21 protein-coding genes are annotated in these 23,112 nt (G+C 70.5%); 7 read left to right on the top strand and 14 right to left on the bottom strand.

Annotation, left to right across the window (positions count from 1 at the left end; translation table 11 throughout):
- Positions 1-19: 19 nt before the first annotated feature.
- A complete protein-coding gene (msrA, locus tag Q0937_RS04785; protein ID WP_299300270.1) occupies positions 20-712 on the bottom strand; it encodes a peptide-methionine (S)-S-oxide reductase MsrA in 693 nt (230 codons plus the stop codon).
- 235 nt (positions 713-947) lie between these two features.
- Here msrA and Q0937_RS04780 point away from each other — a divergent pair, with 235 nt between their 5' ends.
- On the top strand, positions 948-2,516 hold the full coding sequence (locus Q0937_RS04780) for a DUF222 domain-containing protein (RefSeq protein ID WP_299300267.1): 1,569 nt from the start codon (positions 948-950) through the stop codon (positions 2,514-2,516).
- 67 nt (positions 2,517-2,583) lie between these two features.
- On the opposite strand, the gene Q0937_RS04775 is transcribed toward Q0937_RS04780, so the two are convergent.
- The 7 genes from Q0937_RS04775 to Q0937_RS04745 all read right to left on the bottom strand — a co-directional run bounded on the left by Q0937_RS04775 (position 2,584) and on the right by Q0937_RS04745 (position 9,187).
- Positions 2,584-3,135, bottom strand: coding sequence for a hypothetical protein (locus Q0937_RS04775; RefSeq protein ID WP_299300265.1), 552 nt, complete (start codon positions 3,133-3,135; stop codon positions 2,584-2,586).
- Complete coding sequence (locus tag Q0937_RS04770) at positions 3,135-4,472, bottom strand: DUF58 domain-containing protein (protein WP_299300263.1); 1,338 nt, start codon at positions 4,470-4,472, stop codon at positions 3,135-3,137. Before Q0937_RS04770 ends, Q0937_RS04775 begins: the two co-directional genes overlap by 1 nt.
- Positions 4,469-5,443, bottom strand: coding sequence for a MoxR family ATPase (locus Q0937_RS04765; RefSeq protein ID WP_299300966.1), 975 nt, complete (start codon positions 5,441-5,443; stop codon positions 4,469-4,471). Before Q0937_RS04765 ends, Q0937_RS04770 begins: the two co-directional genes overlap by 4 nt.
- Before the next feature lie 74 nt (positions 5,444-5,517).
- Positions 5,518-6,024 carry a hypothetical protein gene (locus Q0937_RS04760; protein WP_299300261.1) on the bottom strand — a complete coding sequence of 169 codons (507 nt, stop codon included), beginning with the start codon at positions 6,022-6,024 and terminating at the stop codon, positions 5,518-5,520.
- Positions 6,021-6,851 carry a DUF4129 domain-containing protein gene (locus Q0937_RS04755; protein WP_299300259.1) on the bottom strand — a complete coding sequence of 277 codons (831 nt, stop codon included), beginning with the start codon at positions 6,849-6,851 and terminating at the stop codon, positions 6,021-6,023. The genes Q0937_RS04760 and Q0937_RS04755 overlap by 4 nt, the downstream gene beginning before the upstream one ends.
- Entirely contained in the window at positions 6,848-8,134 is a 1,287-nt protein-coding gene (locus tag Q0937_RS04750) for a THUMP-like domain-containing protein (protein ID WP_299300257.1), read from the bottom strand. Before Q0937_RS04750 ends, Q0937_RS04755 begins: the two co-directional genes overlap by 4 nt.
- A gap of 66 nt (positions 8,135-8,200) precedes the next feature.
- Entirely contained in the window at positions 8,201-9,187 is a 987-nt protein-coding gene (locus Q0937_RS04745; RefSeq protein WP_299300255.1) for an NADP-dependent oxidoreductase, read from the bottom strand.
- A gap of 122 nt (positions 9,188-9,309) precedes the next feature.
- Between Q0937_RS04745 and Q0937_RS04740 the strand changes: the two genes are divergently transcribed.
- Together Q0937_RS04740 and Q0937_RS04735 are read left to right on the top strand one after the other, a co-directional pair.
- Positions 9,310-10,521: a molybdopterin molybdotransferase MoeA gene (locus tag Q0937_RS04740; protein ID WP_299300253.1), complete on the top strand. Its 1,212-nt coding sequence runs from the start codon at positions 9,310-9,312 to the stop codon at positions 10,519-10,521.
- A gap of 25 nt (positions 10,522-10,546) precedes the next feature.
- Entirely contained in the window at positions 10,547-11,230 is a 684-nt protein-coding gene (locus Q0937_RS04735) for a PH domain-containing protein (RefSeq protein WP_299300251.1), read from the top strand.
- A 140-nt stretch (positions 11,231-11,370) separates the two neighbouring features.
- Here Q0937_RS04735 and Q0937_RS04730 read toward each other — a convergent pair whose 3' ends face one another.
- The 4 genes from Q0937_RS04730 to Q0937_RS04715 all read right to left on the bottom strand — a co-directional run bounded on the left by Q0937_RS04730 (position 11,371) and on the right by Q0937_RS04715 (position 17,308).
- Positions 11,371-13,098, bottom strand: a complete 1,728-nt coding sequence (locus Q0937_RS04730) for an ABC transporter family substrate-binding protein (RefSeq protein ID WP_299300249.1) — start codon at positions 13,096-13,098, stop codon at positions 11,371-11,373.
- Between the two features lie 104 nt (positions 13,099-13,202).
- On the bottom strand, positions 13,203-15,302 hold the full coding sequence (locus tag Q0937_RS04725) for an ABC transporter ATP-binding protein (RefSeq protein WP_299300247.1): 2,100 nt from the start codon (positions 15,300-15,302) through the stop codon (positions 13,203-13,205).
- On the bottom strand, positions 15,295-16,317 hold the full coding sequence (locus Q0937_RS04720; RefSeq protein WP_299300245.1) for an ABC transporter permease: 1,023 nt from the start codon (positions 16,315-16,317) through the stop codon (positions 15,295-15,297). Before Q0937_RS04720 ends, Q0937_RS04725 begins: the two co-directional genes overlap by 8 nt.
- 1 nt (position 16,318) lies before the next feature.
- Complete coding sequence (locus tag Q0937_RS04715) at positions 16,319-17,308, bottom strand: ABC transporter permease (protein WP_299300243.1); 990 nt, start codon at positions 17,306-17,308, stop codon at positions 16,319-16,321.
- Between the two features lie 462 nt (positions 17,309-17,770).
- Here Q0937_RS04715 and Q0937_RS04710 point away from each other — a divergent pair, with 462 nt between their 5' ends.
- On the top strand, positions 17,771-18,904 hold the full coding sequence (locus tag Q0937_RS04710) for a ThiF family adenylyltransferase (protein ID WP_299300241.1): 1,134 nt from the start codon (positions 17,771-17,773) through the stop codon (positions 18,902-18,904).
- A gap of 28 nt (positions 18,905-18,932) precedes the next feature.
- Here Q0937_RS04710 and Q0937_RS04705 read toward each other — a convergent pair whose 3' ends face one another.
- Together Q0937_RS04705 and moaA are read right to left on the bottom strand one after the other, a co-directional pair.
- On the bottom strand, positions 18,933-19,250 hold the full coding sequence (locus tag Q0937_RS04705) for a MoaD/ThiS family protein (protein WP_363323195.1): 318 nt from the start codon (positions 19,248-19,250) through the stop codon (positions 18,933-18,935).
- Positions 19,251-19,261: 11 nt separating this feature from the next.
- Complete coding sequence (moaA, locus tag Q0937_RS04700) at positions 19,262-20,362, bottom strand: GTP 3',8-cyclase MoaA (RefSeq protein ID WP_299300239.1); 1,101 nt, start codon at positions 20,360-20,362, stop codon at positions 19,262-19,264.
- A 239-nt stretch (positions 20,363-20,601) separates the two neighbouring features.
- On the opposite strand from moaA, the gene glp reads away from it, so the two are divergent.
- From glp to Q0937_RS04685, 3 genes are read left to right on the top strand one after another with little or no spacing between them, the layout of a single operon-like run.
- Positions 20,602-21,876 (top strand): gephyrin-like molybdotransferase Glp, encoded by a 1,275-nt coding sequence (glp, locus tag Q0937_RS04695; protein ID WP_299300237.1) that lies wholly within the window; start codon positions 20,602-20,604, stop codon positions 21,874-21,876.
- Between the two features lie 26 nt (positions 21,877-21,902).
- Positions 21,903-22,511, top strand: a complete 609-nt coding sequence (gene moaC / locus Q0937_RS04690; RefSeq protein ID WP_299300960.1) for a cyclic pyranopterin monophosphate synthase MoaC — start codon at positions 21,903-21,905, stop codon at positions 22,509-22,511.
- Complete coding sequence (locus tag Q0937_RS04685) at positions 22,511-23,062, top strand: molybdenum cofactor biosynthesis protein B (RefSeq protein ID WP_299300235.1); 552 nt, start codon at positions 22,511-22,513, stop codon at positions 23,060-23,062. The genes moaC and Q0937_RS04685 overlap by 1 nt, the downstream gene beginning before the upstream one ends.
- The last annotated feature ends 50 nt before the right edge of the window (positions 23,063-23,112 follow it).

The raw sequence follows: 23,112 nt of genomic DNA, 5'->3' as shown, positions 1-23,112 counted from the left end.
CTTGTCGGCGATCAGATCCTCAGATCGAGCAGGCCACCCCGTTGAACCCATGGTTGCAGTAGCCGCCAGGATTCTTCTCCAAGAATTGCTGCTGCTCCGGCTCCGCCGTGTAGTACACGCCATTGCCGGCCTCGGCCAGCGGTGAGAGCTCCGTGGTGATCGCGCCGCGACCGGCCTCGTCGAGCGCCTGCTGATAGCGCTCCGCCGAGCTGCGCACGACCTCGCCCTGTGCCGGGGACGTCCAATACACGGCGCTGCGGTACTCGGTACCGACATCGTTGCCCTGACGGTTCGCGGTGGTGGGGTCGTGCTGCTCCCAGAACTGCGTGAGCAGGGCGCGCAGCGTCGGCTCGCCACCGGAGTAGATGACGCGCACGGCCTCGGTGTGGCCGGTCTTCGCGGAGAAGACCTCCTCGTAGGTGGGATGCGGCGTATATCCACCGGCATAACCCGAGGAGGTGGTGTGCACACCGGGGACCTGCCAGGCGATCCGTTCGATGCCCCAGAAACAGCCGCCGGCGAGGATGATCTCCTCGCTGCCCGCGGGCCAGGGACGGGGATCGACGGGGGCGTCCGGGCCGAGCATGTCGGTGCCGAGCACGAGGTGCTCGCGCGCAAGCGGATAGGGGTAGCGGTCGCGGCCGGGGAGGGCGTCTTCCCGCGCGACCATTTCCTTCTTGTGCCCGTACAGGAGGTCCATCATCTGCCACATGCCCTCACGGTAGTCCTCGCCGGGCGGTCGTGGCCGGTCGGAGCGACGTGGAACACCCGGGTTCCGCCCAGGGCGTGACGTACGGCGTGACCCTTCCTCCCCAGCACCCCTTCGTCCACATCCGGGGCGCAGACCTGGTGCTGCCACGGTGCGGAGCGCACGCTTGTTCGAACAGCACGACAGCCTCGGACACACTCGTCCAGGACCGTGGGCAGGCAGGAAGGAGGGCAGAGGCATGAGCGCCGGCGCGACGCAGTGGACCACCGACCTCGAGCTCCTTCTCGACGCCGCACCGTCCCTGGAACTGCTCCCCAGGGAGCATGACGACACGCTCATCGATCTCATCACCGCGATGGAGCAGGGCAAGGCACGCCTCGCCGCCGTGCAGGCGCAGGCTGAGGCTGTCTTCCACGACTCTCAGATCCGGGAGCAGAAGCGCCTCGGGGTACCGCGAGATGAGCTCGGACGTGGCATCGCCGACCAGATCGGCCTCGCGCGCAGGATCACCCCCAAGCAGGCCTCCGATGAGCTTGCGCTGCGACGGATACTCGTCACCTCGATGCCGCGCACCACTGCGCTGCTCAGCGCCGGGAAGATCAGCGAGTGGGCCGCCCACATGGTGGCGGCCAACGTGGTCGTCCTCGATGACGAGGACCGTGCCACCATCGATGCCGAGTTTGAGAATCGCCTCCCGAAGGTCACCGCGGGCCGCGCGAACGACATCACGCGGGCGCGAGCCATGGAGCTTGACCCTGAGGCGGCGGTGGCTCGGAACCAGCGAGCGGTCAGCGGCCGACGGGTCACGCTGCGCCCCGCCGTGGATGGGATGTCGGTGCTGCGGGCGGTCCTGCCGGTGAAGGAGGGTGTCGCCAGCTTCGATGCCCTCACGCGCGCCGCCAAGACCGCCAAGAGCTCCGGTGATCCCCGTGGGAAGGGCCAGATCATGGCCGATACGCTCGTCGAGCGCACCACCGGGGTGGAGACCGTGGACGACATTCCGGTGGAGATCCAGCTGCTCATGACCGATCTGACGCTGCTCGGCGAGGACGTCGAGACCGCGTGGATGGGCGGCCTTCCGATCCCTGGCCCGGCTGCGCGAAACATCGCCCTCGGCACCCGCACGATGTCATCACGGCCACCGCAGAGTGTGCCCGAGGTACTTCTGTCCGGGCCCGACGTGGAAGCTGCCGCGCTCACGACCAGTCCACCAGACTTCACCACGACAGAAGAGGACCCGCGGGAGGTGACCGAGGCGAAGCGCTGGATAAGACGCCTCTACACCGACTCGACCACCGGTGATCTGACAGAGGTGGATGGCCGCCGCCGGCTCTTCCGCGGAGAGGTCCGACGCTTCATCCTCACGCGGGACCAGCGCTGCCGCACGCCCTTCTGCGATGCCGCGATCCATGACGTCGACCATGCCCGCCGCCACGCCGATGGGGGCAGCACCGATGTCGGCAACGGTGTGGGCCACTGCCAACGGTTCAACCTAGCCAAGGAGATGCCCGGATGGACCTCGACCCTGGACCCCGCCGCTGGTGAGGCGCCGGGCGTGCTCACCATCGAGACGCCGACCGGGCACCGCTACACCTCGACCTCACCGCTGCTGAGGCGGCTCCTCAAGGGGCCCGACGGGACGCGGTCCAAGATCCTGCCGAACGCGCCTCATGATCAAGACGCTCCGAGCCAGCCGGATCCTCAGGACCACTCTGACGCGCAGGACCAATCGGCCCCTCACGTCCAGCCGAACGCCCAGCAGCCCAGGGAGGGCGAAGCGCCGCCGGACTGCGCAGCCTCAGGGTGAGGCGTTGCCCCCGCACAGCACCCATTCGCCCAGCCCAGACACGGGCCGGTGATCCTTCGCTGCGACCTCACCGCCCCCGCGGCAGCACCGCGATGAACAGACCGGTCGCCGCGAGCACGCCGACCACCATCATCCAGGGACCGAGCTGCACACCGGAGAGACCTGCCACCAGCAGCCCGCCCAGCAGGCTCAGGACGAGCACCGCCAGCAGCCCCTTGCCGGCGAGCAACCAGGCGCTGCGACCGAACACCCCGTGCACGGGAATGGTCGCAGCGAGGGCGTAGGCGCTGTGCGCGATCAGCAGCATGAGCCCGATCCCGGCAGTGCGCAGCATCGAGACCTCGCCCTGGGCGAGGATGCCCACCACGATCCCCACGGGTGCCAGCAACCCCAGATCGCTGTCCGGGTTGCGGAACTGGCACAGGAGCCCCAGCGCGACGACGAGCGTGATCAGCGTGGTGCCGAAATGGGCGAGAAGCCCCGTACCCCCGAATGTCATCAGCAGCGCGAGCAGCGTCATCGCGGTGCCGACGATGCGCAGCAGCCACTGCGTGCCGCTCACCTTCTGCAGCTCGAGCAGCCGCTGGGCGACCGGATCGACCAGCTGTCCCCTTCGCATCAGGACCTCCTCATCCGCGGCGCCGTCCGGGCCGCCGAGAGTGACAGCAGCACGGGGGCGAGCGAGCTCGGACCCTCCCAGGCCGTGACCGGCACTCCGGCTTCGCGCAGCTCCCGCACCGTCTTCTCGCGCAGCAGGCGTCGCATCGCCCAGGCCTCGGGCCAGAACCGGTCGGAGACCTTGCCATCGATCCGCAGCGGCTTGCCGTTCAGCACCGACGTGTCGCCGATGCTCGGCGGCAGGGTGTCGACCACGATGACGTCGGCACCGTGCGAGACCAGCACCCCGATCTGCGCGATCGTGTCCCGGCTCAGCAGCGGCGTGCACACCACGGTGAGGGTGCCCGAGCGCACCGAGCGCAGGCGCCGTGCCGGGCGCAGCGCGCCGGCATCCCGGCTTGCCCGGGACAGTGCAGTGGTCAGCACTCGCAGCTGCCGGGGTCCGGAGCCGGCCGGCACCGGGCCGATGAGATGACCGATGTCGAACACCGCGACGCGATCCCCGGCGGCGAGATAGTGGCGGGCGATCGCCGAGGTCGCCCGGATGGTCATGTCCAAGCTGGTGGGTGCCTCGGCGTCGGACCAGGGCGCGGGGGCGATGTCCGCAATGGTGTCGGTGACGATCAGGACCTCGGTGTCCTGCTCGGTGAAGGTGGCGTTGGTGTGCAGCTGACCTGTGCGGCTGGTGACGCGCCAGTTGATGCGGTGCAGGCGGTCACCCGGGCGGAATGCCCGCACCTCGGAGAGAGCGGTGCCGTCCCCACGGCGACGGGACAGGTGCACCCCGCTGACCCCGATCGGGGTGGGCACCTCGACGGGGGCGTCGAGCACCGTGGAGGCTGGGACCACCTGCACCTCGGCAGGGGCGAGGGTCCGCTGGGCGCGATAGGCACCGAGGGCGTCGGCAACCAGCACGTGCATCGGACCCACCCGGATCTTTCCCCAGCGCTGTGCGCTGATCCGCAGCTGCACCTCCCCGTCGCCGGCGAGGGCGCCGTGGCGAGGGGCGACGTCGGCGTGGGGCGGCATCGGCAGGGTCGCCGCGGTGAGCACCCCCGGATCGGTGCGCACGGTGACGGCTGCGGTGCCGCCCTCCTCGATGCTGCGGCGGTTCACCCGCTGCTGCGGATCCACCACGGCCCGCTCCTCGCCGCGCAGGGTCCGCCGGGCGAGCGCCACCAGGGCCCAGACCAGCAGCGGCAGACCGACCAGGATGACGTCGGGCCGTCCCAGCACCAGCGCGAGCGCGAGGGAGACACCGCCGATGATCGCGGCCCGCACCAGAGCCGCCGTCGGCCGGGTCCGCAGCTCGTTCTGCCGCGAGTCCCCGGAGTTCACACCGAGGCCTGGGAGACCGGTTCGATCGCAGCGGGGACCGGCACCTGCCCGAGGACCGACTCGACCACGCCGGCACCGGTCGCGTTCTGCAGCCACAGCTCGGGCTTGACGGTGACGCGGTGGTCCAGGGCGGGGTGGGCGAGGGCCTTGATGTCCTCGGGAACCACATAGGAGCGGCCCCGGATCACCGCGAGCGCGCGGGCGCAGGTGATCAGGGCGAGGGTGCCGCGCGGGGAAGCGCCGACCAGGGCGTGCTGGTGGCTGCGGGTCGCGGCGGTGAGCTCGACCGCGTAATGGCCCACCGAGTCCTCGACGTGGACGTCCTCGACAGCCTGCTGCACCCCGAGCAGCCCGGCGGCGTCCAGCACCTCGGGGACGATCTGCTCCTCGCGGCGGCGGTCGATGCGGCGCGAGACCACCTCCCACTCCTGCGCGGCGGTGGGATAGCCGAAGGAGAGACGCAGCAGGAAGCGGTCCAGCTGCGCCTCGGGCAGGGGATAGGTGCCCTCGTGCTCGATGGGGTTCGCCGTGGCGAGCACATGGAATGGGTCGGGCAGCTTCCGGGTGGTGCCCTCGACGGAGACCTGCCGCTCCTGCATCGCCTCCAGCAGCGCGGACTGGGTCTTCGGCGGGGTGCGGTTGATCTCGTCGGCCAGCAGCAGCCCGGTGAACACCGGGCCCGGCCGGAACACGAACTCGCCGGTGCGCTGGTCGAACACCTCGGCGCCGGTGAGGTCCGCCGGCAGCAGGTCGGGAGTGAACTGGGCACGCTTGAAGGGCAGTCCGAGAGCCTGTGCGAACGAGCGCGCGGCGAGGGTCTTGCCCAGGCCCGGCAGGTCCTCGAGCAGCACGTGCCCGCCGGCGAGGATGCCGGTGAGCACCAGCTCGAGGGATTCCCGCTTGCCGACCACGGCGGTCTCGACGGCATCCAGCACGGAGGCGGCGGCTGTGGTGGCCTCCTGGGGCGACATCGCCCGGGGAGCGACAGGGGTCTGGGGGGCAGCGCTCTCGGTCGCAGCAGCGGGGGAAATGGGGGTGGGGTCGGTCATCGGTCCCTCTCCTCGCGCGAGGCGAGCTCGGTCAGGCAGCGGTGCAGGGCACGTCGGTCGATGGGGCCGACGGGGTGGGTCTCGGCATCGGGATGGCGGGCGGTCACGAGCAGCCGCTCCAGACCGCTGCTGAGCGCGGGGGCATCAGGATCGCGTGCTCGCTCCTCGGCGATCTCGTCCAGTGCGCGGGCGAGGCCGCGACTGGTCATGCGGCGGCTGGGCTGGGCGCCATGAGCGAGGTCCTCGAGCCGGCGCACCCGTGTGTCCTGGGCATGGGGCAGCGCGTAGTCGGCGTCGAGATCGAGTGCGGGAGCGTGCAGCTGGTCGGCGCGGTCAGCACCCTCGTCGATGATCCACCAGATGGCACCGCAGGCCAGGCCCACGGAGACCAGGAGCGGCAGCGGCAGGTACAGCCCGAAGAAGGTGCAGATGACGTACAGCGCCAGGGCGAGCGCCACGCCGATCGCCAGCTTCACGAGCAGCGGGAGCCTGGAGCGGATCATCCGGAGCCCTCCTCCATCGCTCGCTTCTCCACCGAGCCGCCCCCTGGTGAGTCGACCCCGCTCGCGGCGACCTCGAGATCCGCGGTCAGCCCGTCGAGCAGCCCGAGCGCCTCGTCGCGGTCCGACTCCACCAGGGGCTGGGGGTCGAACAGCGCCCGACGGTACAGGTGCGAGAGTCGATCGAGCGCCGAGCGGTCGAGCTCCAGGGCACCGAGCACGGCCACGACGAACTCGAGCGTGGTCTGGGAGGGGGCGCGGCGCACCCCGGCCTCGGCGATGGCGCGCTCGAGCGCCAGCCAGGCCGCGATCACCGCATCATGGGCATCGACCACGGTGGAGAGATGAGCGCGGGCATCCTCGAGCGCGGCCATCGCCTGCTCGGCGGTGAGCTCGTCCTCCTCGGCGTACCCGGCCAGCGCGGGGGTGGGGCGGGCGAGCTTCCGCATCCGGTAAGCGACCCAGACGGCGAGGGCGAGGAGGACCACGCCGAGCACCACCAGGGCGATGACCAGCCCGGTGTTCGGGCCGTCGGGGTCCGGAGGCTGGGTGGGCAGATCCTGGGTGGCCCAGTCCGGTTCGTTGTAGGCCTCACGAGCAGGAGCGAACTGGTACTCGCCCTCGGTCTCTCCCGTGTACACCGCGCCGGGCCCTCGATCCGCGGCCGCGCCGAGGGCGACCAGGCCGATCGCGCCGAGGGAGACGATCAGCAGCAGCACCGCGACCAGACGACGATGGGCGTCGGCGCGCGCGGAGCTGTCCGTGCTGCGGGCAGCACCAGTTTCGGCGGCGGCGTCGGTGGCGGCGCTGGTGCCGCTCCCGGTGCTCAACGCGTGGCCTCCTGCGCGGTGCCCTGGATGGCAGGCCTCGGATGCGGCGAGGCGACGATCACGGACTGCTCCCCGCCGATGCGGGTGAGGATCAGGGTCGCGGCTCCGTCGCCGAAGCGGCGCGGGCGCAGTTTGCGGCGCAGCTCCTCGGGCTCCACGGCGGTGCCGCGCTTCTTGATCTCCAGCACGCCCAGGCGATGCTCCCGCAGGTAGGCGGTCAGGCGCTTGAGGCCGAAGGGCATCACGTCGTGCACGGTGTAGCCGCGGGCGAAGGGGGTGCTCACCTGACGGTCGCCGGTGAGATAGGCGATCGTCTCGTCCAGGGTGCGGGCCCCGAGGTGCTCGGCGAGGGTGCCGATCAGGCCGGCGCGGATCACGGCGCCGTCGGGCTCGTAGACGTGGTCGCCGACCGGACCCGGCGTGGGGTCGCCGGCGGAGTCGACGCCTCGGTCCAGACGGTGCGCGCCGGAGTGATCGATGAGCAGGGCGGAGGAGAGCACGCCCTCGCGTGCGAGCGGTCCGCACCAGGCGGCGGCCTCGAGGACCTGCCCGTGGTAGGACAGCCACTGGACCTCCACCTCGCGCGGCAGCGCCTCCCGGGCGACGGCCGGACCGAGCTTGGCACCGAGTGGTCCGAGCCCATCGTCAGTGCCGAGCCGGCGCGCGAGGTCCAGGACGGCGGACAGCGGCGGCTCGTACTCCTCGGGGTCGTGCAGGCGCCGGGTGCCACCGCGGGAGGGAGCTCGGCGGGCGGGGTCCAGCCAGACACCCTCGGTGGACCCGGGGTCGTGCTCCGCGGCGTCACCCAGCTGGGCGCGGGCGTTGGGGAAGGGGAGCAGGTTCACCGTGGCCACGGCGACCGCTGCGGGATCACGATCCACCGCCATCACCTCGAGCCCCAGCCCCGCCATCGCCATCGAATCGCCGCCGATGCCGCAGCCGAGGTCCGCGACGCTGCCCACTCCGGCCCGCTGGAAGCGCTGGGCATGCAGCGCTGCGATCCGCAGACGCGTCGCCTGCTCGAGCCCATGGGGGGTGAAGAGCATGGACCAGGCGAACTCCCCGAACTTGTCCGCAGCGCGTGCCCGCAGCCGCGACTGGGTCAGCACCGCGGAGACCAGCTCAGGGGAATGGCCGGCCTCGCGCAGCCGCGTCGAGGTCCGCAGCACGTCGTCCTCACGGTAGGGAGGCAGGGAGTTCAGCAGCGACCACCCTCCGGGATGCAACACCGGCTCGAGGGCACGGAGGGCGGCATCGGCATCATCGGCAGGGGGCACAGGCATGAGAAAAGGGTACCTGCTGGACATGTGTCCGGGCTCACCGCGGTGAGCCGGCGCGTGCCCGGCGGCTCAGGCTCCGATGTCGAGCACCAGCTTCCCGCGGGTGTGGCCCTCCTCGAGCCGCACATGCGCCTGGTCGATCTGGCTCATGGGCAGCACCTCGGAGACCTCGAGCGGGTAGCGGCCGGCGCGGATGCCCTGAGCCAGGCGGTCCAGCCGCTCCCGGCTCTGCACGATCGACGGCACCCGTGCCTCGATGCTCCGCTCGAGCGCCGGGGTGAGATCCGCAAGGGAGGGGAGGGCGACGATCCGGCCGCCGGGGGCGAGCTGGTCGAGGCTGGGCAGGAAGGTCGCGTGATAGTGGGTGTCGAGCACGACGTCGACCCCGCGGCCGTCCGTGAGGCGCTGCAGCTCCGAGCCCCAATCAGCAGTGTCGTAGGGGATGGGCGTCGCGCCGAGCTCGCGGATGCGCTCGGCGTTGGCGGACCGCCCGGTGGCATACACGGCGGAGGCTCCGGCCTCGAGCGCCATCGGGATCAGCAGCTGTCCCACTCCGCCGCTGCCGCCGTGGATCAGCACCGTCTCACCCTCCTCGATCCCGGCGGTGTCCCGCACAGTGGCGATCGCGGTGAGTCCCACCAGCGCCAGCCCGGCCCAGCGCGGCAGCTCCTCCTCGGGGATCTCCCCGGGCACCGGGGCGAGGTCATCGGCCGAGATCGCGATCACCTCGGCGGCCACCCCGCGGTGATCCCCGGGGCTCCGCATCCCGAACACGCGAGTCCCCTCGGTGAGGCCGCGAGAGCCCAGCTCGGCCTGGTCGAGCCCGGAGCCGGCCCCGATCACGGTGCCGACCATCTCCCGACCGGTGCCCGCCGGCAGCGGCAGGTCCTTCGCCCGTCCCGAGGAGCCGTCGCGGATCTTGAAGTCCAGCGGGTTCAGGCCGGCGAACAGCACCTGCACGAGCACCTCGTCGGGCGCGGGCTCGGGTGTGGGGGCGTCGGTGTGCAGGGTCAGGACCTCTGGGCCGCCGAAGCGGTCGAAACGGATCTCACGCATGGCCCCATCATGCACCCCCCGCCCGGCGGTGGCCACGGCAGAAGGTCGATGGTCGGGATCGTGGGGCCGACGATGGGGGATCATGGAAGGACCGCATGCCGCGACGCTTCCCCAGGAGGACCATGAGCGCCCATCGTCTCTCGCCGCGACAGTGGCGCGAACTGCTGACCCGCGAGATCACGCTGCCGCTGCAGTCCGAGCTGGTGCCGGTGCAGCAGGCGCGAGGTCGATATCTCGCCGCCGCGGTCCACAGCCCCGAGGCGATGCCGGCCCTGCCCATCGCCGCGATGGACGGCTTCGCGGTGCGCCGTGCAGATCTGAGGGTTCCTGGCACCACCACTCTCCCGGTGAGCTCCGAGATCCCCGCTCGCCCCGGCCAGGTCCCGGCGCTGGTGCCCGGCACCGCCGCCCGGATCATGACCGGAGGCGCGGTGCCCGCCGGTGCCGACGCCGTGATCGAGGTCGAGGCGACGGATGCCGACCCTTTCGGGCCCGCCCCGGCCGCAGTGGCCATCACACTGGAGGCCATGCCGGCCGCCGGGCGCCACGTGCGCTTCCCCGGCGAGGAGGTCGCTGCGGAGGAGCTGCTCGCCGCCGCCGGAGACCTGGTGGGTCCGGGACTGGTGGGGCTGGCCAGAGCCCTGGGGCTCGCCCACCTTCCGGTGCGTCGCCGCCACCGGGTGACCGTGGTGGTCACCGGGGACGAGCTCGCCGCAGAGGCGACCGCGATCGGCAGCGTGCGCGAATCCAACGGCACGATGCTCGCTGCGGCGCTCGCGGCCGACGGCGCGCAGGCGCTGCCCTCGCTGCACAGCGGCGATGACCACGTCCTGCTGCGCGAGACGCTCGCCCGCGCCGCCGCGGAGTCCGACCTCGTCCTCACCACCGGCGGCATCGGCCACGGCGCCTTCGACGTGGTCAAGACCCTGCTCGGCGACCAGGGCAGCAGCACCTCCCGATTCGAGCATCTCGCGCTGCGCCCCGGCGGACCGCAAGGGTGGGGACTGCTCGACGGTGGAGCGCCCGTCGTCCATCTTCCCGGCACCCCGGTCGGAGCATTGGTCGGCTATCACCTGTTCGTCCGGCCGCTGCTGATGGCGGAGCGCGCCGCGCCATGCCGGATGCTGCTCGGTGACACGGCGGCAGATCGGGGGCAGCCCCGACCCGGCACCGTGCATGCGCTGCCCGGCAGGCTGCGCCTCGCGGCCGACGGCCGGGAGGTGGTCGACCTGCTGCCCGGGCGGCGCCTGGCCCCTTACGGGCGGGCCGACGCGATCGTGCTGCGCAGCGATGCCGACGCCGCTGACGGCACCGTGGCCGTGCTCAGGATCTGAGGCGCTCCTGCACTACCGTGACTCCATGCCTTCCACCAGCCCAGCCCCCGTTCACGATCCGGGAGGCACCCTCCACCTGCGCCCCCACGGGGCGATAGTGCTCTGCGCGGTCGTCGGGCTGCTCGGCCTCGGCCTCACCCTCGACGCCGTGCTCCGTGCGGGGTGGGAGGGCATGATGATGCTGCCGGTGCTGCTGCTGATCCTGGCGCTGGTGTGGATGGTGCTGTGGGCACCACGGGTGGTCCTGCATGAGGACTCCGTCGAGGTGCGCAACGTCCTGGTCACCCACCTGGTCCCCTTCGCAGTGATCGAGGAGGTGAGGGTCGGCGCGATGCTGCGACTCGAGGTCGCGGGCCGCAGCGGCACCACCTCGACCATCACCGCCTGGAACGCACCCGCGCTGAGCCGCGATGCGCCCTGGCGGCGACAGGCGCAGATCCACGAACAGGGTCTGCGCGGCCGCCGGCTCACGCCACAGGAGCGGCTCGTCAACGACCAGCAGTCCAGCCGATCCGCAGTGATCAAGCTGCGGTGGGAGCGCTGGCAGGACGGCCGTGACGGACAGCAGGGACGGCAAGGACAGCAGGGACAACCCGCGCAGGACAGCACGGCGGGAGCCGGCACAGAGATGACCACCCGCCCGAACCTTGTGCAGATCGCGGTGGTGGCAGTGTGCGCGGCGCTCGCCGCAGCGCGCATCCTGCTGTGAGCACTGCGCTCCGCTGATCCGGGGCAGCGCGGCTACAGCGTCTGAAGACAGCAGGGGACAAGGGAGCAGAGGAAGGGCCGGACCGCCGCAGCGGTCCGGCCCTTCCTCATGAGGTGTCCTCGATCAGGCTGATACGTCGATCAGGCCTTGACGCCGACCTGGGTCCAGTCCGTCGACTCGAACTGCGAGGCACCGGTGTTCACGACGCCGGTCTTGATCGCCACGATGTTCGGGGTCGCGTAGAACGGGATGACCGCGAAGGACTCGGCGATGATCGCGGAGATCTCGTTGGCGACCTTGCGACGCTCCTCCTCATCGAAGGCTGCCTTGACCTGCTCGTTGAGCGGGCCGAGACGGTCGTCGGCGAAGCCGGTGTAGTTCTGGCCCGAGTCGATCGGGTAGACCAGGTTGACCGAGGAGGACTCCGGGAAGGCGGTGCCGACCCACGAGAAGGTCACCATGTCGAAGGCCTTCGGCATGACGTAGTCGGGGAAGTAGCCGTCGGACGGCACCGTCTGCAGCTCGACGTTGAAGCCGATCGCATTGAGGTTCGTCTGCACCTGGCGGGCACGGTCGGAGTTCGACTTGGTGTCCGCGGGGATGATGACGCTGAGGTCCAGGGTCTTGCCGTCCTTGGAGCGCTTGTCGCCCTCGAGCACCCAACCGGCCTCGTCGAGGATCGTGCCGGCGGCCTCGGGATCGAAGGTGAGGCTGCCGATGGCCTCGTAGGAGTCCTGGTAGCCGTCCTGACCGGGCATGTAGACGAAGTTGTCGACCAGCACGATCGGGGCCTCGAGCGGGCCCACCACGGCGCGGCCGATGGCGTCGCGGTCGATGCCACGGGCCATCGCCTCGCGCACCTTGACGTCCTCGAGGATGCCGTCGCCACCGCCGACGTTGATCGTCAGGTGCGTCCAGGTCAGACCGTTGGTCGCCTGGATGGTCGCATCCGAACGGGTCTTCGCCTGGCTGAGCACGTCACCGGTGCCGACGTCCAGCCAGTCGATCTCGCCGTTGGCGAAGGACTGGGGCTGGGTGGTCTGGTCGACGACCTGGAAGATGACGGTCTCCAGCTTCGGCGCACGACCCCACCAGTGCTCGTTGCGCTCGAGGGTGACCACGCCGCCGCCCTGGTCCATGGTCCCGACCTTGAAGGGGCCCTTGCCCGGGGTCGGGCCATCGGCGAAGCCGGTGTTGAAGGTCTCCGGGTCGGCGTACACCGACGCCGGGGACACGGGGTGGAGCACGGTGATCCAGTCGATGAACGGGCTGGAGAAGACGATCTCGGCGGAGTACTCGTCATCAGTCTGGGTGATCGACTCGATCTGGTCCCAGCCCACGGTGGAGACGACGAGGAACTCCTCGTTGGAGCCGTTCAGCGCCTTCCACTGCGCGATCAGGTCCGCGACCACGATCGGGGAGCCGTCGTCCCACTTCGCGTTCGGGTTGTACTTGACCGAGACCGTCTGCGGGTCCTCGGAGGTCATCTCCGCCGACTCGATGTAGTCGGGGTTCAGCTCCTTCTCGCCGGCCTCGGAGAGGATCAGCTCGGCGCCGGCACCACAGGGGTAGGAGATCTCGGAGGTGTCGGCGTTGTTGCCGTCGACCTGGTCGCGGTTCCAGTTGGCCGGGAAGGTGAGGATGGCCTTGCGCAGGGATCCGCCGTCGGGGACCTCGTCGTACTCCATGCGCTCCCAGGCGGTCGAGGGCAGCTCTCCCTGCTCCTCCGCGGCTTCTTCGTTCTCCTCGGCAGCCTGCGACTGCTGCTCCTCTTCAGTGGCCTGACCGCCGCATGCGGCGAGCGCGGCGGCGGAGCCGACCACGCCGGTTCCGGCGAGGAAAAGACGACGAGTGCTCGTGATCTTCATGGGTTTCTCTCTTCCTGGGTGAGATGTGCTGCTTGCTGCTCTGCACGGGGTTCTCGGGTTCTGGGGGTGGGTACTGCGGTTCTGGGGGCGGTGGACGCGGGGCGTCAGTCGCCGGGGATGGGGGACAGGGCGGAGATGTCTGCATCATCGAGCCGATGGATCTCATCGACGTGATGGCAGGCCACCTTGGACTTCCCGTGCACGGTCGCCGCCGGATCGTCGCCGAGGCACTGCGCCTGGCGAGTCTCGTCGAGCATCCGGAACAACGGGCAGCGCGAGGCGAAGTTGCAGCCGGGGATGTCCTCGGTGGGGCTGGGGAGGTCACCGGTCAGCAGGATCCGTCGGCGCGCACGTTCGATCGTCGGATCCGGTACCGGCACCGCGCTCATGAGCGCGCGGGTGTAGGGATGACGAGGGGTCTCGTACACCTCCTGCACCGGGCCGTACTCGACGATCCTGCCCAGGTACATCACCGCGATCTTGTCGGCGATCTCCCGGACGATCGCGAGGTCGTGAGCGACGAACAGATAGGACAGCCCCATCCGGTCGCGCAGATCCTCGAGCAGGTTGACGACGCCGGCCTGGACCGAGACGTCGAGCGCGGAGACCGGCTCGTCGAGCACGAGCACCTTGGGGTTGGTGATCAGCGAGCGGGCGATGCCGATGCGCTGGCGCTGACCGCCGGAGAACTCGTGCGGGTAGCGGTCGGTCATCTCCGGGTCCAGGCCCACCAGCTCGAGCATCTCCACCACTCGGCGGTCGCGCTCGGCGCGGGGAACCCCGTGGACCGTGAGCGGCTCCGCGATGATGTCGCCGACGGGCATGCGCGGGTCGACCGCCGCCATCGGGTCCTGGAAGACGATCTGCACGTCCTGGCGCATCGCCAGCCGTTCAGCGCGCGACAGCGTGCCGACGTCCTTGCCCGTCACCTCGAGGCTGCCGCGCTGCGGGCTGACCAGCTCCATGATCTCGAGCGCGGTGGTGGACTTGCCGGAACCGGACTCGCCCACCAGACCGAGGGTCTCGCCCGGCAGGACCTCGAAGTCCACGCCGTCGACGGCCTTGACCCTGCCGACCACGCGGCGGAACACGGCGCCCTTGTACAGCGGGAAGTGGCGGATCAGATCCTGTGCCTTGACGACAGGCTGCAGGCCGGTGCTGTCCTTGACCGCACGCTCCTCGTGAGGGGGGCGCGGGAAGATGTCGGAGGGCTTCAGGGTGCCCGCCGCGATCTCGTCGGACCGGTGACAGGCGACCTCGCGGCCGTCGCGGAGATCCGCGAGGAGCTCCGGCTCGGTGGTGCGGCAGCGATCCTGGGCCGCAGGGCAGCGATCTGCGAAGGGGCAGCCCACGGGCAGGTTCGCGAGGTTCGGCGGCCGCCCCTCGAGCGGCACCAGCCGCTCCTTGCCGGCGGTGAGCATGTTCGGCACAGAACGCAGCAGACCCATCGTGTACGGCATGCGGGGCGAGTGGAAGACCTCCTCGACGGGGCCCTTCTCGACGAGCTTGCCGGCGTACATCACCGCCACCCGGTCCACATTGCCGGCGACCACGCCGAGGTCGTGGGTGATCAGCACGACGGCAGCGCCCGTGACCTCCTTGGCCTTCTGCAGCACCTCGAGGATCTGCGCCTGGATGGTCACGTCCAGCGCCGTGGTGGGCTCGTCAGCGACGATCAGAGCGGGGTCGTTCGCGATCGCGATCGCGATCATCGCCCGTTGACGCATGCCCCCGGAGAACTCGTGGGGGAAGGCCTTGACGCGGCGCTCCGCCGCGGGGATCCCCACGATCTTCAGCAGCTCGACGGCGCGCTTCTCGGCGCTGCGCTGCGGGACGTTCTTGTCGTGGAGGGTCAGTGCCTCCACGATCTGCTGGCCCACGGTGTAGACGGGCGTCAGCGCCGAGAGCGGATCCTGGAAGATCATCGCCATCTCGCGGCCGCGCAGCTTCGACAGCGCACGGTCGCTCATCCCCAGCAGCGACTCGCCGCGGAAGGTGATGTCACCGGTGATCTTCGCGGAGGAGGGGAGCAACCCCATCACCGCGAGAGAGGAGACGGACTTCCCGGAGCCGGATTCGCCGACGATGCCGAGGAACTCACCCTCGCCCACGGAGTAGTCGACTCCGCGCACGGCGCGGACGCCGCCCTTCGCGTTCGGGAAGGTGACGGTCAGGTCCTTGACCTGCAGCAGCGGCTCAGGCACGGTTCACCTCACTGGTGGGGTCGATGGCATCGCGCAGGGCGTCGCCCACGAGCGCGACACCGGTCAGCAGGGCGATCAGGAAGGATGCGGGGATGACGAACAGCCACGGCCTCGAGACCGCGGCCCCGGTGCCGTCCTGCAGCAGCGTCCCCAGGGAGACGTCAGGGGCCTGGATGCCCAGGCCGAAGAAGGACAGCGAGGTCTCCGCGAGGATCGCGCCGGCGACGCCGAGGGCGCCGTCGATGATCAGCAGCGAGGCGACGTTGGGGATGATGTGGCGGCGCAGGATGGTCGGGGTGCTCACGCCCATGTAGCGCGCGGCCTTGACGTACTCGCGCTCCTTGAGCGACTTGGTCTGGTTCTTCACGATCTGGGCCATGATCATCCAGCTGAACAGCCCGATCGCGATGACCAGCAGGCCCCAGGCGGGCATGAAGCCGAGCCACTGGATCGCGCCGGGCAGGTTGCTCGGATCGGCGATCGCGGGCGAGACGATCATCAGGACGTAGAAGACCGGCAGCACCAGCAGCAGGTTGATCAGCCAGTTCGTGAACATCTCGAACGGACCGCCGAGGTAGCCGGCCAGCGAGCCCATGATGGCCGCGACGAGCGTGGCGGTGGGCGCCGCGAGGAAGCCGATCAGCAGCGAGGTGCGCAGCGCCGAGGTCATCGAGGCGTACAGGTCCACCCCGATCGCATCGGTGCCGAAGTAGTGCTGAGCGCTCGGCGGGGAGTTGAAGTTGAAGGAGTCCTGCTGGCCCTGGGTGTAGATGTTGAAGAGGTCGCCGAAGAGGGCGAAGGCCACGATCGCCAGCACGATCGCGCCGCCGATGTAGAAGTTCGGCTTGCCCTTCAGACGGCGCCAGACCAGGCGGCCACGAGAGATGGGGCGGTGCGCCTTCTCCTGCTGGGACGCGGTGGTGTCGGCCTTCTCGGCGATCAGGTGCGCCGTGGGCTCGAGGTCCTCGGCGAGATCGGCGCCGCGGTCAGCGGGCTGCTGTGCGTTCATCGACATGTCAGACCCTCACTCTCGGGTCGAGCGCCGCGTACAGCACTTCGGACAGGGTGGAGCTGAACAGCAGCAGGATCGCGGTGAAGCACACGTTGCCGGCCAGCGCGTTGACGTCGGAGGTCTGGACGGCGACGATGCCGTACTTGCCCATGCCCTCCCACGAGAAGATGATCTCGAGGAACGCCGAGCCGGCCACCAGCGTGCCGAAGCTGTACGCGAGGTAGGTGGACATCGGGATCAGCGCGACCCGCACGCCGTGCTTGACCAGTGCATGGTTGCGGGTGGCGCCCTTCGCCCGGGCGGTGCGGATGAAGTCGCTGCCCAGCACGTCCAGCATCAGCGAGCGCTGATAGCGGGAGTAGCCGGCCGCGCCGAACAGCATCAGCGCGATCGTGGGCAGCAGCAGATGCACGAAGCCGTCCCACAGCTGGGGGAAGAACCCTGTGATGCCGGGCGTGTAGGACCCGGTGAATCGGATCATCTGGAAGCCCAGCAGCTGGTTGAAGTTCGTCGCCAGGATCATCAGGATCACGCCGCCGACGAAGGTCGGGGTCGAGATCAGGATGAAGGAGGCGTAGGAGACGATCTGGTCGGACGCCTTGTACTGGCGCACCGCACCCCAGACACCGAGCGTGACGCCGAGGAGCGCGGCCAGCAGGGCACCCAGCAGGAGCAGGCGGAGGCTGGTCCCGGCCCGGCCGACGATCTCGTTGATGACCCAGTTGCCCTGGAGGTCCTGTCCCAGCTTCTGCGAGAGGGGCTCGAAGATGATGCGTTCGATCCACCACCAGGTGCGCAGCAGCACCGGGTCCTTGTCGTTGACGCCATAGGCGCTGAGGATGCCGTCGACCGACTCCTCGGGGATCGGAGGGTTGATCCCGAGATAGCGCCGGCGCGGGTAGAAGAAGAGGCTCGCGGCGATGTACGAGAACACGGTCGCGATCACCGTGAGGACCAGGTAGTTGACGAACCGCCGCAGGATGTACTGGGTCATGCACCGGCTCCCGAGATGAGACTCGGGATCATCGCACTGGAGACCCTGAGCACCCGGGCGCCATCACGGCGGCTCGGACGACTCCAGGCAGACGAAGGTGATCGCATCGTCAGGATTCCTCACATGATCGGTGCTCGCTCCGCAACCGTGCGGAGCCTCTGAGCAGGTTTCTGCACTGTAGGTCACAAGGACGCGCATCTTCGCGCTGGGATCGGCTCCATAGCCGAATCGTTATCCACCTGCCACAGTGCGTGGCCGTGGGGGAGACTACCTCACATGGTGGAAAGTCATGGAGTTTTCGAGAGGTCTGTGCATGCCGCAAGTTCCCCGGTGGTCACTTCGCCCGCGTCGGCGCAGCGACCGGAGCCCGGAGGCGGACGTGGCCTGCCGGATATCGGTGACCGCGCGGTCGCACCCGGTCCGGAGGCGGCGGCCGGGTCCCAGGAGCGCTACCTCCGCCAGATGCGCCTGCCTCAGCTGGGCGCTCTCGGGCAGAGGCGGCTCGCCGCCTCCCGCGTCGCGGTGATCGGTGCCGGCGGGCTCGGGGCACCGGTGCTGTCCTATCTGGCCGCCGCCGGGATCGGGGAGATCACGGTCTTCGATCCGGACACCGTCGACGCGACCAACCTGCACCGGCAGGTGCTCTTCGGCGACGCGGATATGGGCCGTTCCAAGGCGGTCGCCGCGGCAGAACGGCTGCGCGCGCTGAACCCGGAGATCTCGGTGCGAGCAGTGGCCCGGACGGTCACCCCCGCCTCTGCGCTCGAGATGCTGGACGGCCATCATCTCGTGCTCGATGGCACCGACAACTTCCCGACCCGCTATATGGCCTCCGACGCGTGCGAGATCCTCGACCTCCCCCTGGTGTGGGGATCGATCCTGGCATTCTCGGGGCAGGTCAGCGTGTTCTGGGGCGCGGGCGGGCGCGGCGTGACCTATCGCGATGTGCACCCGGTGCCGCCCCGTCCCGGGGAGGTGCCGAGCTGCTCCGAGGCCGGGGTGCTGGGCATGCTGTGCGGGGTGATGGGCGCGACCATGGCGATGGAGGCGGTCAAGGTCCTGGCCGGGCTCGGGGACGTGCTCTTCGGCCGGCTCGCCCTCTACGACGCGCTCCGCGCCCGCTGGGACGAGCTGCCGCTGGCCCGGGACCCGCAGCGCCCTGCGGTGACGGAGATCGAGGACGTGATGGTCACCTGCGGGCTGCCGGGGCCCACGGGGCCCGCGACCGATGAGCTCACGGTCGCCGAGCTGCCGGCGCTGCTGGCCGAGGGGGTGCGGGTGATCGACATCCGGGAGACCCACGAGCTGGCCGACGGGATGGTGGCTGGCGCCGAGCACGTGCCGATGGCCGAGCTGCTGGCGCTGGCGGGACGGTCCGACGCGTCAGGAACGTCTGTGCCGGCGGATGGGGCGGAGTCGTCCGGGCTCTCCGCCGCAGCGGCAGGGCTCGAGGGGGCCGTGCTCTACTGCGCGGCCGGCTCACGCTCGGCGAGCGCGCAACGGGTGCTGGCTGAGCGAGGAATCGCCGTGCGCTCGCTGCGCGGCGGATTCGGCGCTGTGGAGGGCAGTGGGATCGAGGTGGGGCTGCCGGGCTGATCCCGGGAGAGTCAGCAGCCGCGCGGGATCAGCCGCCGGCGAAGGGTGGGAGCACGTCCATCCGGTCGCCGTCGGCGAGCGCACGGGTGCGGTCCGGGCAGGCCACGGCGTTGATCAGGAAGCTCGAACGGTCGATCACCCGGGCCGCCTCGGCGGAGGCCCCCGCCAGCAGGGCGTCCACGGCGTCCTGCACAGTCGCTGCCTGCACGGTCGTGGCGTCGGCCCCGAACTCTGCGGCGGCTCCCGCGAACAGGCGCACCGCGATGCGGGGGCCGGGGCCGACGGGATCGCCGGTGCTCCCTCCGCTGATCCGCTCTGAGTCTCCCGTGATGTCGATGCTGGTCATCTCGTCCTCTCTCAGCCGCCGATCGCGCTCATCGGGCGCTCCGGCTGCACGAAGTCCTCGCGGTCCATGCCGTGACCGGCCTTCTTGCCCCACTGGGCGGCACGCCAGATCCTGGCGATCTGCTCGTCCTCGACCCCGGAGCGCAGCGCGCCGCGCAGATCCGTCTCCTCCCGGGAGAACAGGCAGGTGCGCACGCGGCCCTCGGCGGTGAGCCGGGTGCGGCGGCAGTCGGCGCAGAAGGGCCGGGTGACCGAGGCGATGATGCCCACCCTTCCGCGATGGCGACCGGTGGCGCGATCCTCGACCTCGAACAGCTCCGCGGGGGCGCCGTCCCGGGCCTCGGCCACCGGGGTGAGCACGTAGCGGGGGGCGAGCAGTGACTGCATGTCACCCGCGGTGAGCATCGAGCTGCGGTCCCAGATGTGGTCCGCATCCAGCGGCATCTGCTCGATCACGCGCAGCTGCAGGTCCCGGTCCAGGCACCAGTCCAGCAGATCGGGCAGCTCATGGTCGTTGACCCCGGGCAGCAGCACGGCGTTGACCTTGATCGGAGCGAGTCCAGCCTGCCGGGCACCGTCGATCCCGGCCAGCACCCGGTGCAGCAGCGGGCGCCGGGTCAGCCGCTCGAAGGTCTCGGAGACCACGGAGTCCAGGGAGACGTTGATCCGGTCCAGCCCCGCCTCGCGCAGGGGCGCGGCGCGATGGTCCAGGCCGATCGCGTTGGTGGTCAGAGAGATGTCCGGGCGATGGGGGAGCGCGGCGACACCGGCGATGATCTGCTCGAGATCGGGGCGGGTCAACGGCTCGCCGCCGGTGAAGCGCACCTGTTCGATGCCCAGGCGCTCCACCCCGATCCGCACCAGGCGCACCACCTCGTCCACGCTCAGCAGCTGATCCTTCTTCAGGAACGTCATCCCGGATTCGGGCATGCAGTAGGTGCAGCGCAGGTTGCAGAAATCCGTGAGCGAGAGGCGGAGGTCCGTCGCCTCCCGGCCGAAGCGGTCGGCGAGAGCGGGGGTGTCGGGACGGTCCGAGGTGTCGGGGAGCTCGGTCGCGGTCTCGTCGGTCCTGCGCGGTGTCGGCATCCCCAGCGAGATGCGGCGCGATGCCATCTGCTCACTCCTTTCCAGCGCGGCCCGGCAACGCCGGGATCTCGCTCCAGGATAGGGGGCGCACCTGCACGGTGGTGAGGACTTCCGTTGTGTCTGTCGACCAGGTGCCAGTCCAGCTGCAGTGCGTACCGGCCTTCCAGGCACCACGGCGACCTTCGCGGCGCCGCAGCGGGAACCGGCGCGCCATACTGGTGGTGCGTCACGGAGACGCCGAGCGTGGAGACGGGAGCGAGTGCGAGATGTCCGGTGCCCAGCGGATCCCCCTGGCTGATCACGTGGCCGATGCTGTCGCCCTGCTCGGCACCGTCCGCACCACCGAGGTGATCCCGTTGGATGGCCGCGCGGTGGGACGGGTCGCCGTCCGGGAGCAGCGTGCCCTGGTGGACGTCCCTGGTCACGACAACTCTCAGATGGACGGCTTCGCGCTCGCGGCGCATGATCTCCAGGGATCCGGTGCGCGCGTGACGCTCCCGCTGGGGCCGACGATCGCCGCTGGGGACGAACCCGCCGTGCTCGCACCTGGCACCGCGCGAGCGATCATGACCGGAGCGCCCATCCCGTCGGGCGCCGAGCTGGTGATCCCCGTCGAGGAGAGTTCCGAGGGACGCTTCACCCCTGTCGATGAGGTGCCCGACGCACGCCCGGCCCCGACGGTCACGCTCACCCCCGCCTCCGTCGCGACCGGCCGGTTCGTGCGGCGTCGTGGCTCCGACACCCGCCGCGGGGACACCGTGCTGCGGGAGGGCCGGCTGCTCACCCCAGCCCGGATCGCCCATCTGGCGGCCTGCGGGGTGGTGGACGTGGAGGTCGACGTCCCGCTGCGCGTGATGGTGCTCTCCACCGGCTCCGAGGTGCATTCCCGGGCCGGCGGAGCTCCCGCCCCCGGCAGTGTCTTCGATGCCAACGGTCCCGGGCTGGCAGCCGCCCTCACCGAGGCGGGAGCCGACGTGGTGCACGTCGGCGTGGTGCCCGACGACGCCGGCGCCCTGCTCGTTCATCTACGCCGGGAGATCCGGGCACTGAACGTCGACCTCGTGGTCACCAGCGGCGGGGTGAGCATGGGCGCCTTCGAGGTGGTCCGCCACGCGGCCGGGCGTGACGGCGTCACCCTCGCCTTCCCGAAGGTCGCCCTGCAGCCGGGCGGACCGCAGGGCATCGGCTACCTCGAGATGGACGAGCGACGGGTCCCCTGGCTGGCCTTCCCCGGCAACCCGGTCTCCGCGCTGCTCAGCTGCGAGCTCATCGCGAGGCCCGCGCTCGGTGCACCCGCTCGCCGCCGACTGCACCTGCCGGTGCAGCTCGAGGTGGAGGAGCACTCGCCGCTCGCGCTGGATCAGTACCGTCGGGCCCGGGTGCTGCCCTCGGGCCGGGTGCGCCTGGTGGGGGGTGCCTCCTCCCATCTGATCGGCGGGTACGCCGCAGCCGATGCTCTGGTGCGGATCCCGACCGGCACCGAGACCGTGCATGACGGCGACCAGCTCGAGATCCTGCTGATCCCTGGAGGAGAGTCATGAACGACAGCGCAGTGAACGACAGCGCCGTGAACGACAGCGCAGTGAACGACAGCGCGGTGAACGACCCCGCAGCGAACAACACTGCCGGCGACCTGTCCCATGTGCGTGCGGACGGCTCCGCCCACATGGTCGACGTGACCGACAAGGCTGTCACCTCACGTGAGGCGAGCGCCCGGGCCGTGCTGCGCACCAGGCCCGATGTGGTCGCGCGCATCGCGGAGGGAGACCTGCCCAAGGGGGAAGCCCTGGCCACCGCCCGGATCGCCGGGATCATGGGAGCCAAGCGCACCCATGAACTGATCCCGCTGTGCCACCCGTTGCCGCTGTCCGGGGTGGAGCTGGATCTGGTGCCCCGCGGGGACAGGGTGGAGATCACCGCGCGGGTGCGCACCAAGGGCGTCACCGGGGTCGAGATGGAGGCGCTGACCGCTACCACGGTGGCGGCTCTGACCGTCTACGACATGATCAAGGCCGTGGACCATCTCGCGACCATCGAGGGCATCCAGGTGCTCGCGAAGTCCGGTGGCAAGAGCGGGGACTGGACGCGGGAATCGGCGGCGAGCCCGGGACCTGGGGAGCAGCGCGGAGCGGCTGGGCACCCTGAGGAGCCTGCACGGTCGGGGGTGGGCCGCTGATGGTGAAGCAGATCCCGGCCCGTCGCACCGATGACGACTGCACCACGCGTAAGGATGCGACGCCCGCACCGCTGCTGGACGGCAGCGCCCGGGTGATCATCGCGTCCACCCGGGCGGCCGACGGCACCTATGAGGACCGCACCGGTCCATTGCTGGTGCAATGGCTCAGCGGGCGAGGCCTTCGGCAGGTCCAGGCGCGCGTCGTCAGCGACGGACCTGAGGTCGGAGCCGCACTGGCCGAGGCGATCACGGACGGCGTCGACATCGTCATCACCTCCGGCGGCACCGGCATCAGCCCCACCGACGTCACCCCCGAGCAGACCGCCCCGCTGATCGAGCGGGAGATGCCCGGCATCCTCGAGGCGGTGCGCCGCCTCGGAGCCCAGAAGATTCCGACCGCCCTGCTCAGCCGCGGCCTGGCCGGCATGGCCGGACGCAGCTTCGTGGTCAACCTTCCCGGCTCCCGAGGGGGAGTGCGGGACGGCATCGAGGTGCTCGACCCGATCCTCGACCATCTGCTGGAACAGCGCGACGGAGGCGATCACGCATGAACGGCACCGAGCCCACGAGCAGCGAACCCCCCTCAGCCGAGCGCGCGACG

The sequence above is a fragment of the uncultured Brachybacterium sp. genome, assembly GCF_947500705.1.
In the GTDB taxonomy this organism is placed as follows: domain Bacteria; phylum Actinomycetota; class Actinomycetes; order Actinomycetales; family Dermabacteraceae; genus Brachybacterium.
Note: the sequence above shows the minus strand (reverse complement) of the source record. Positions and strands in the feature narration are given on the sequence as shown.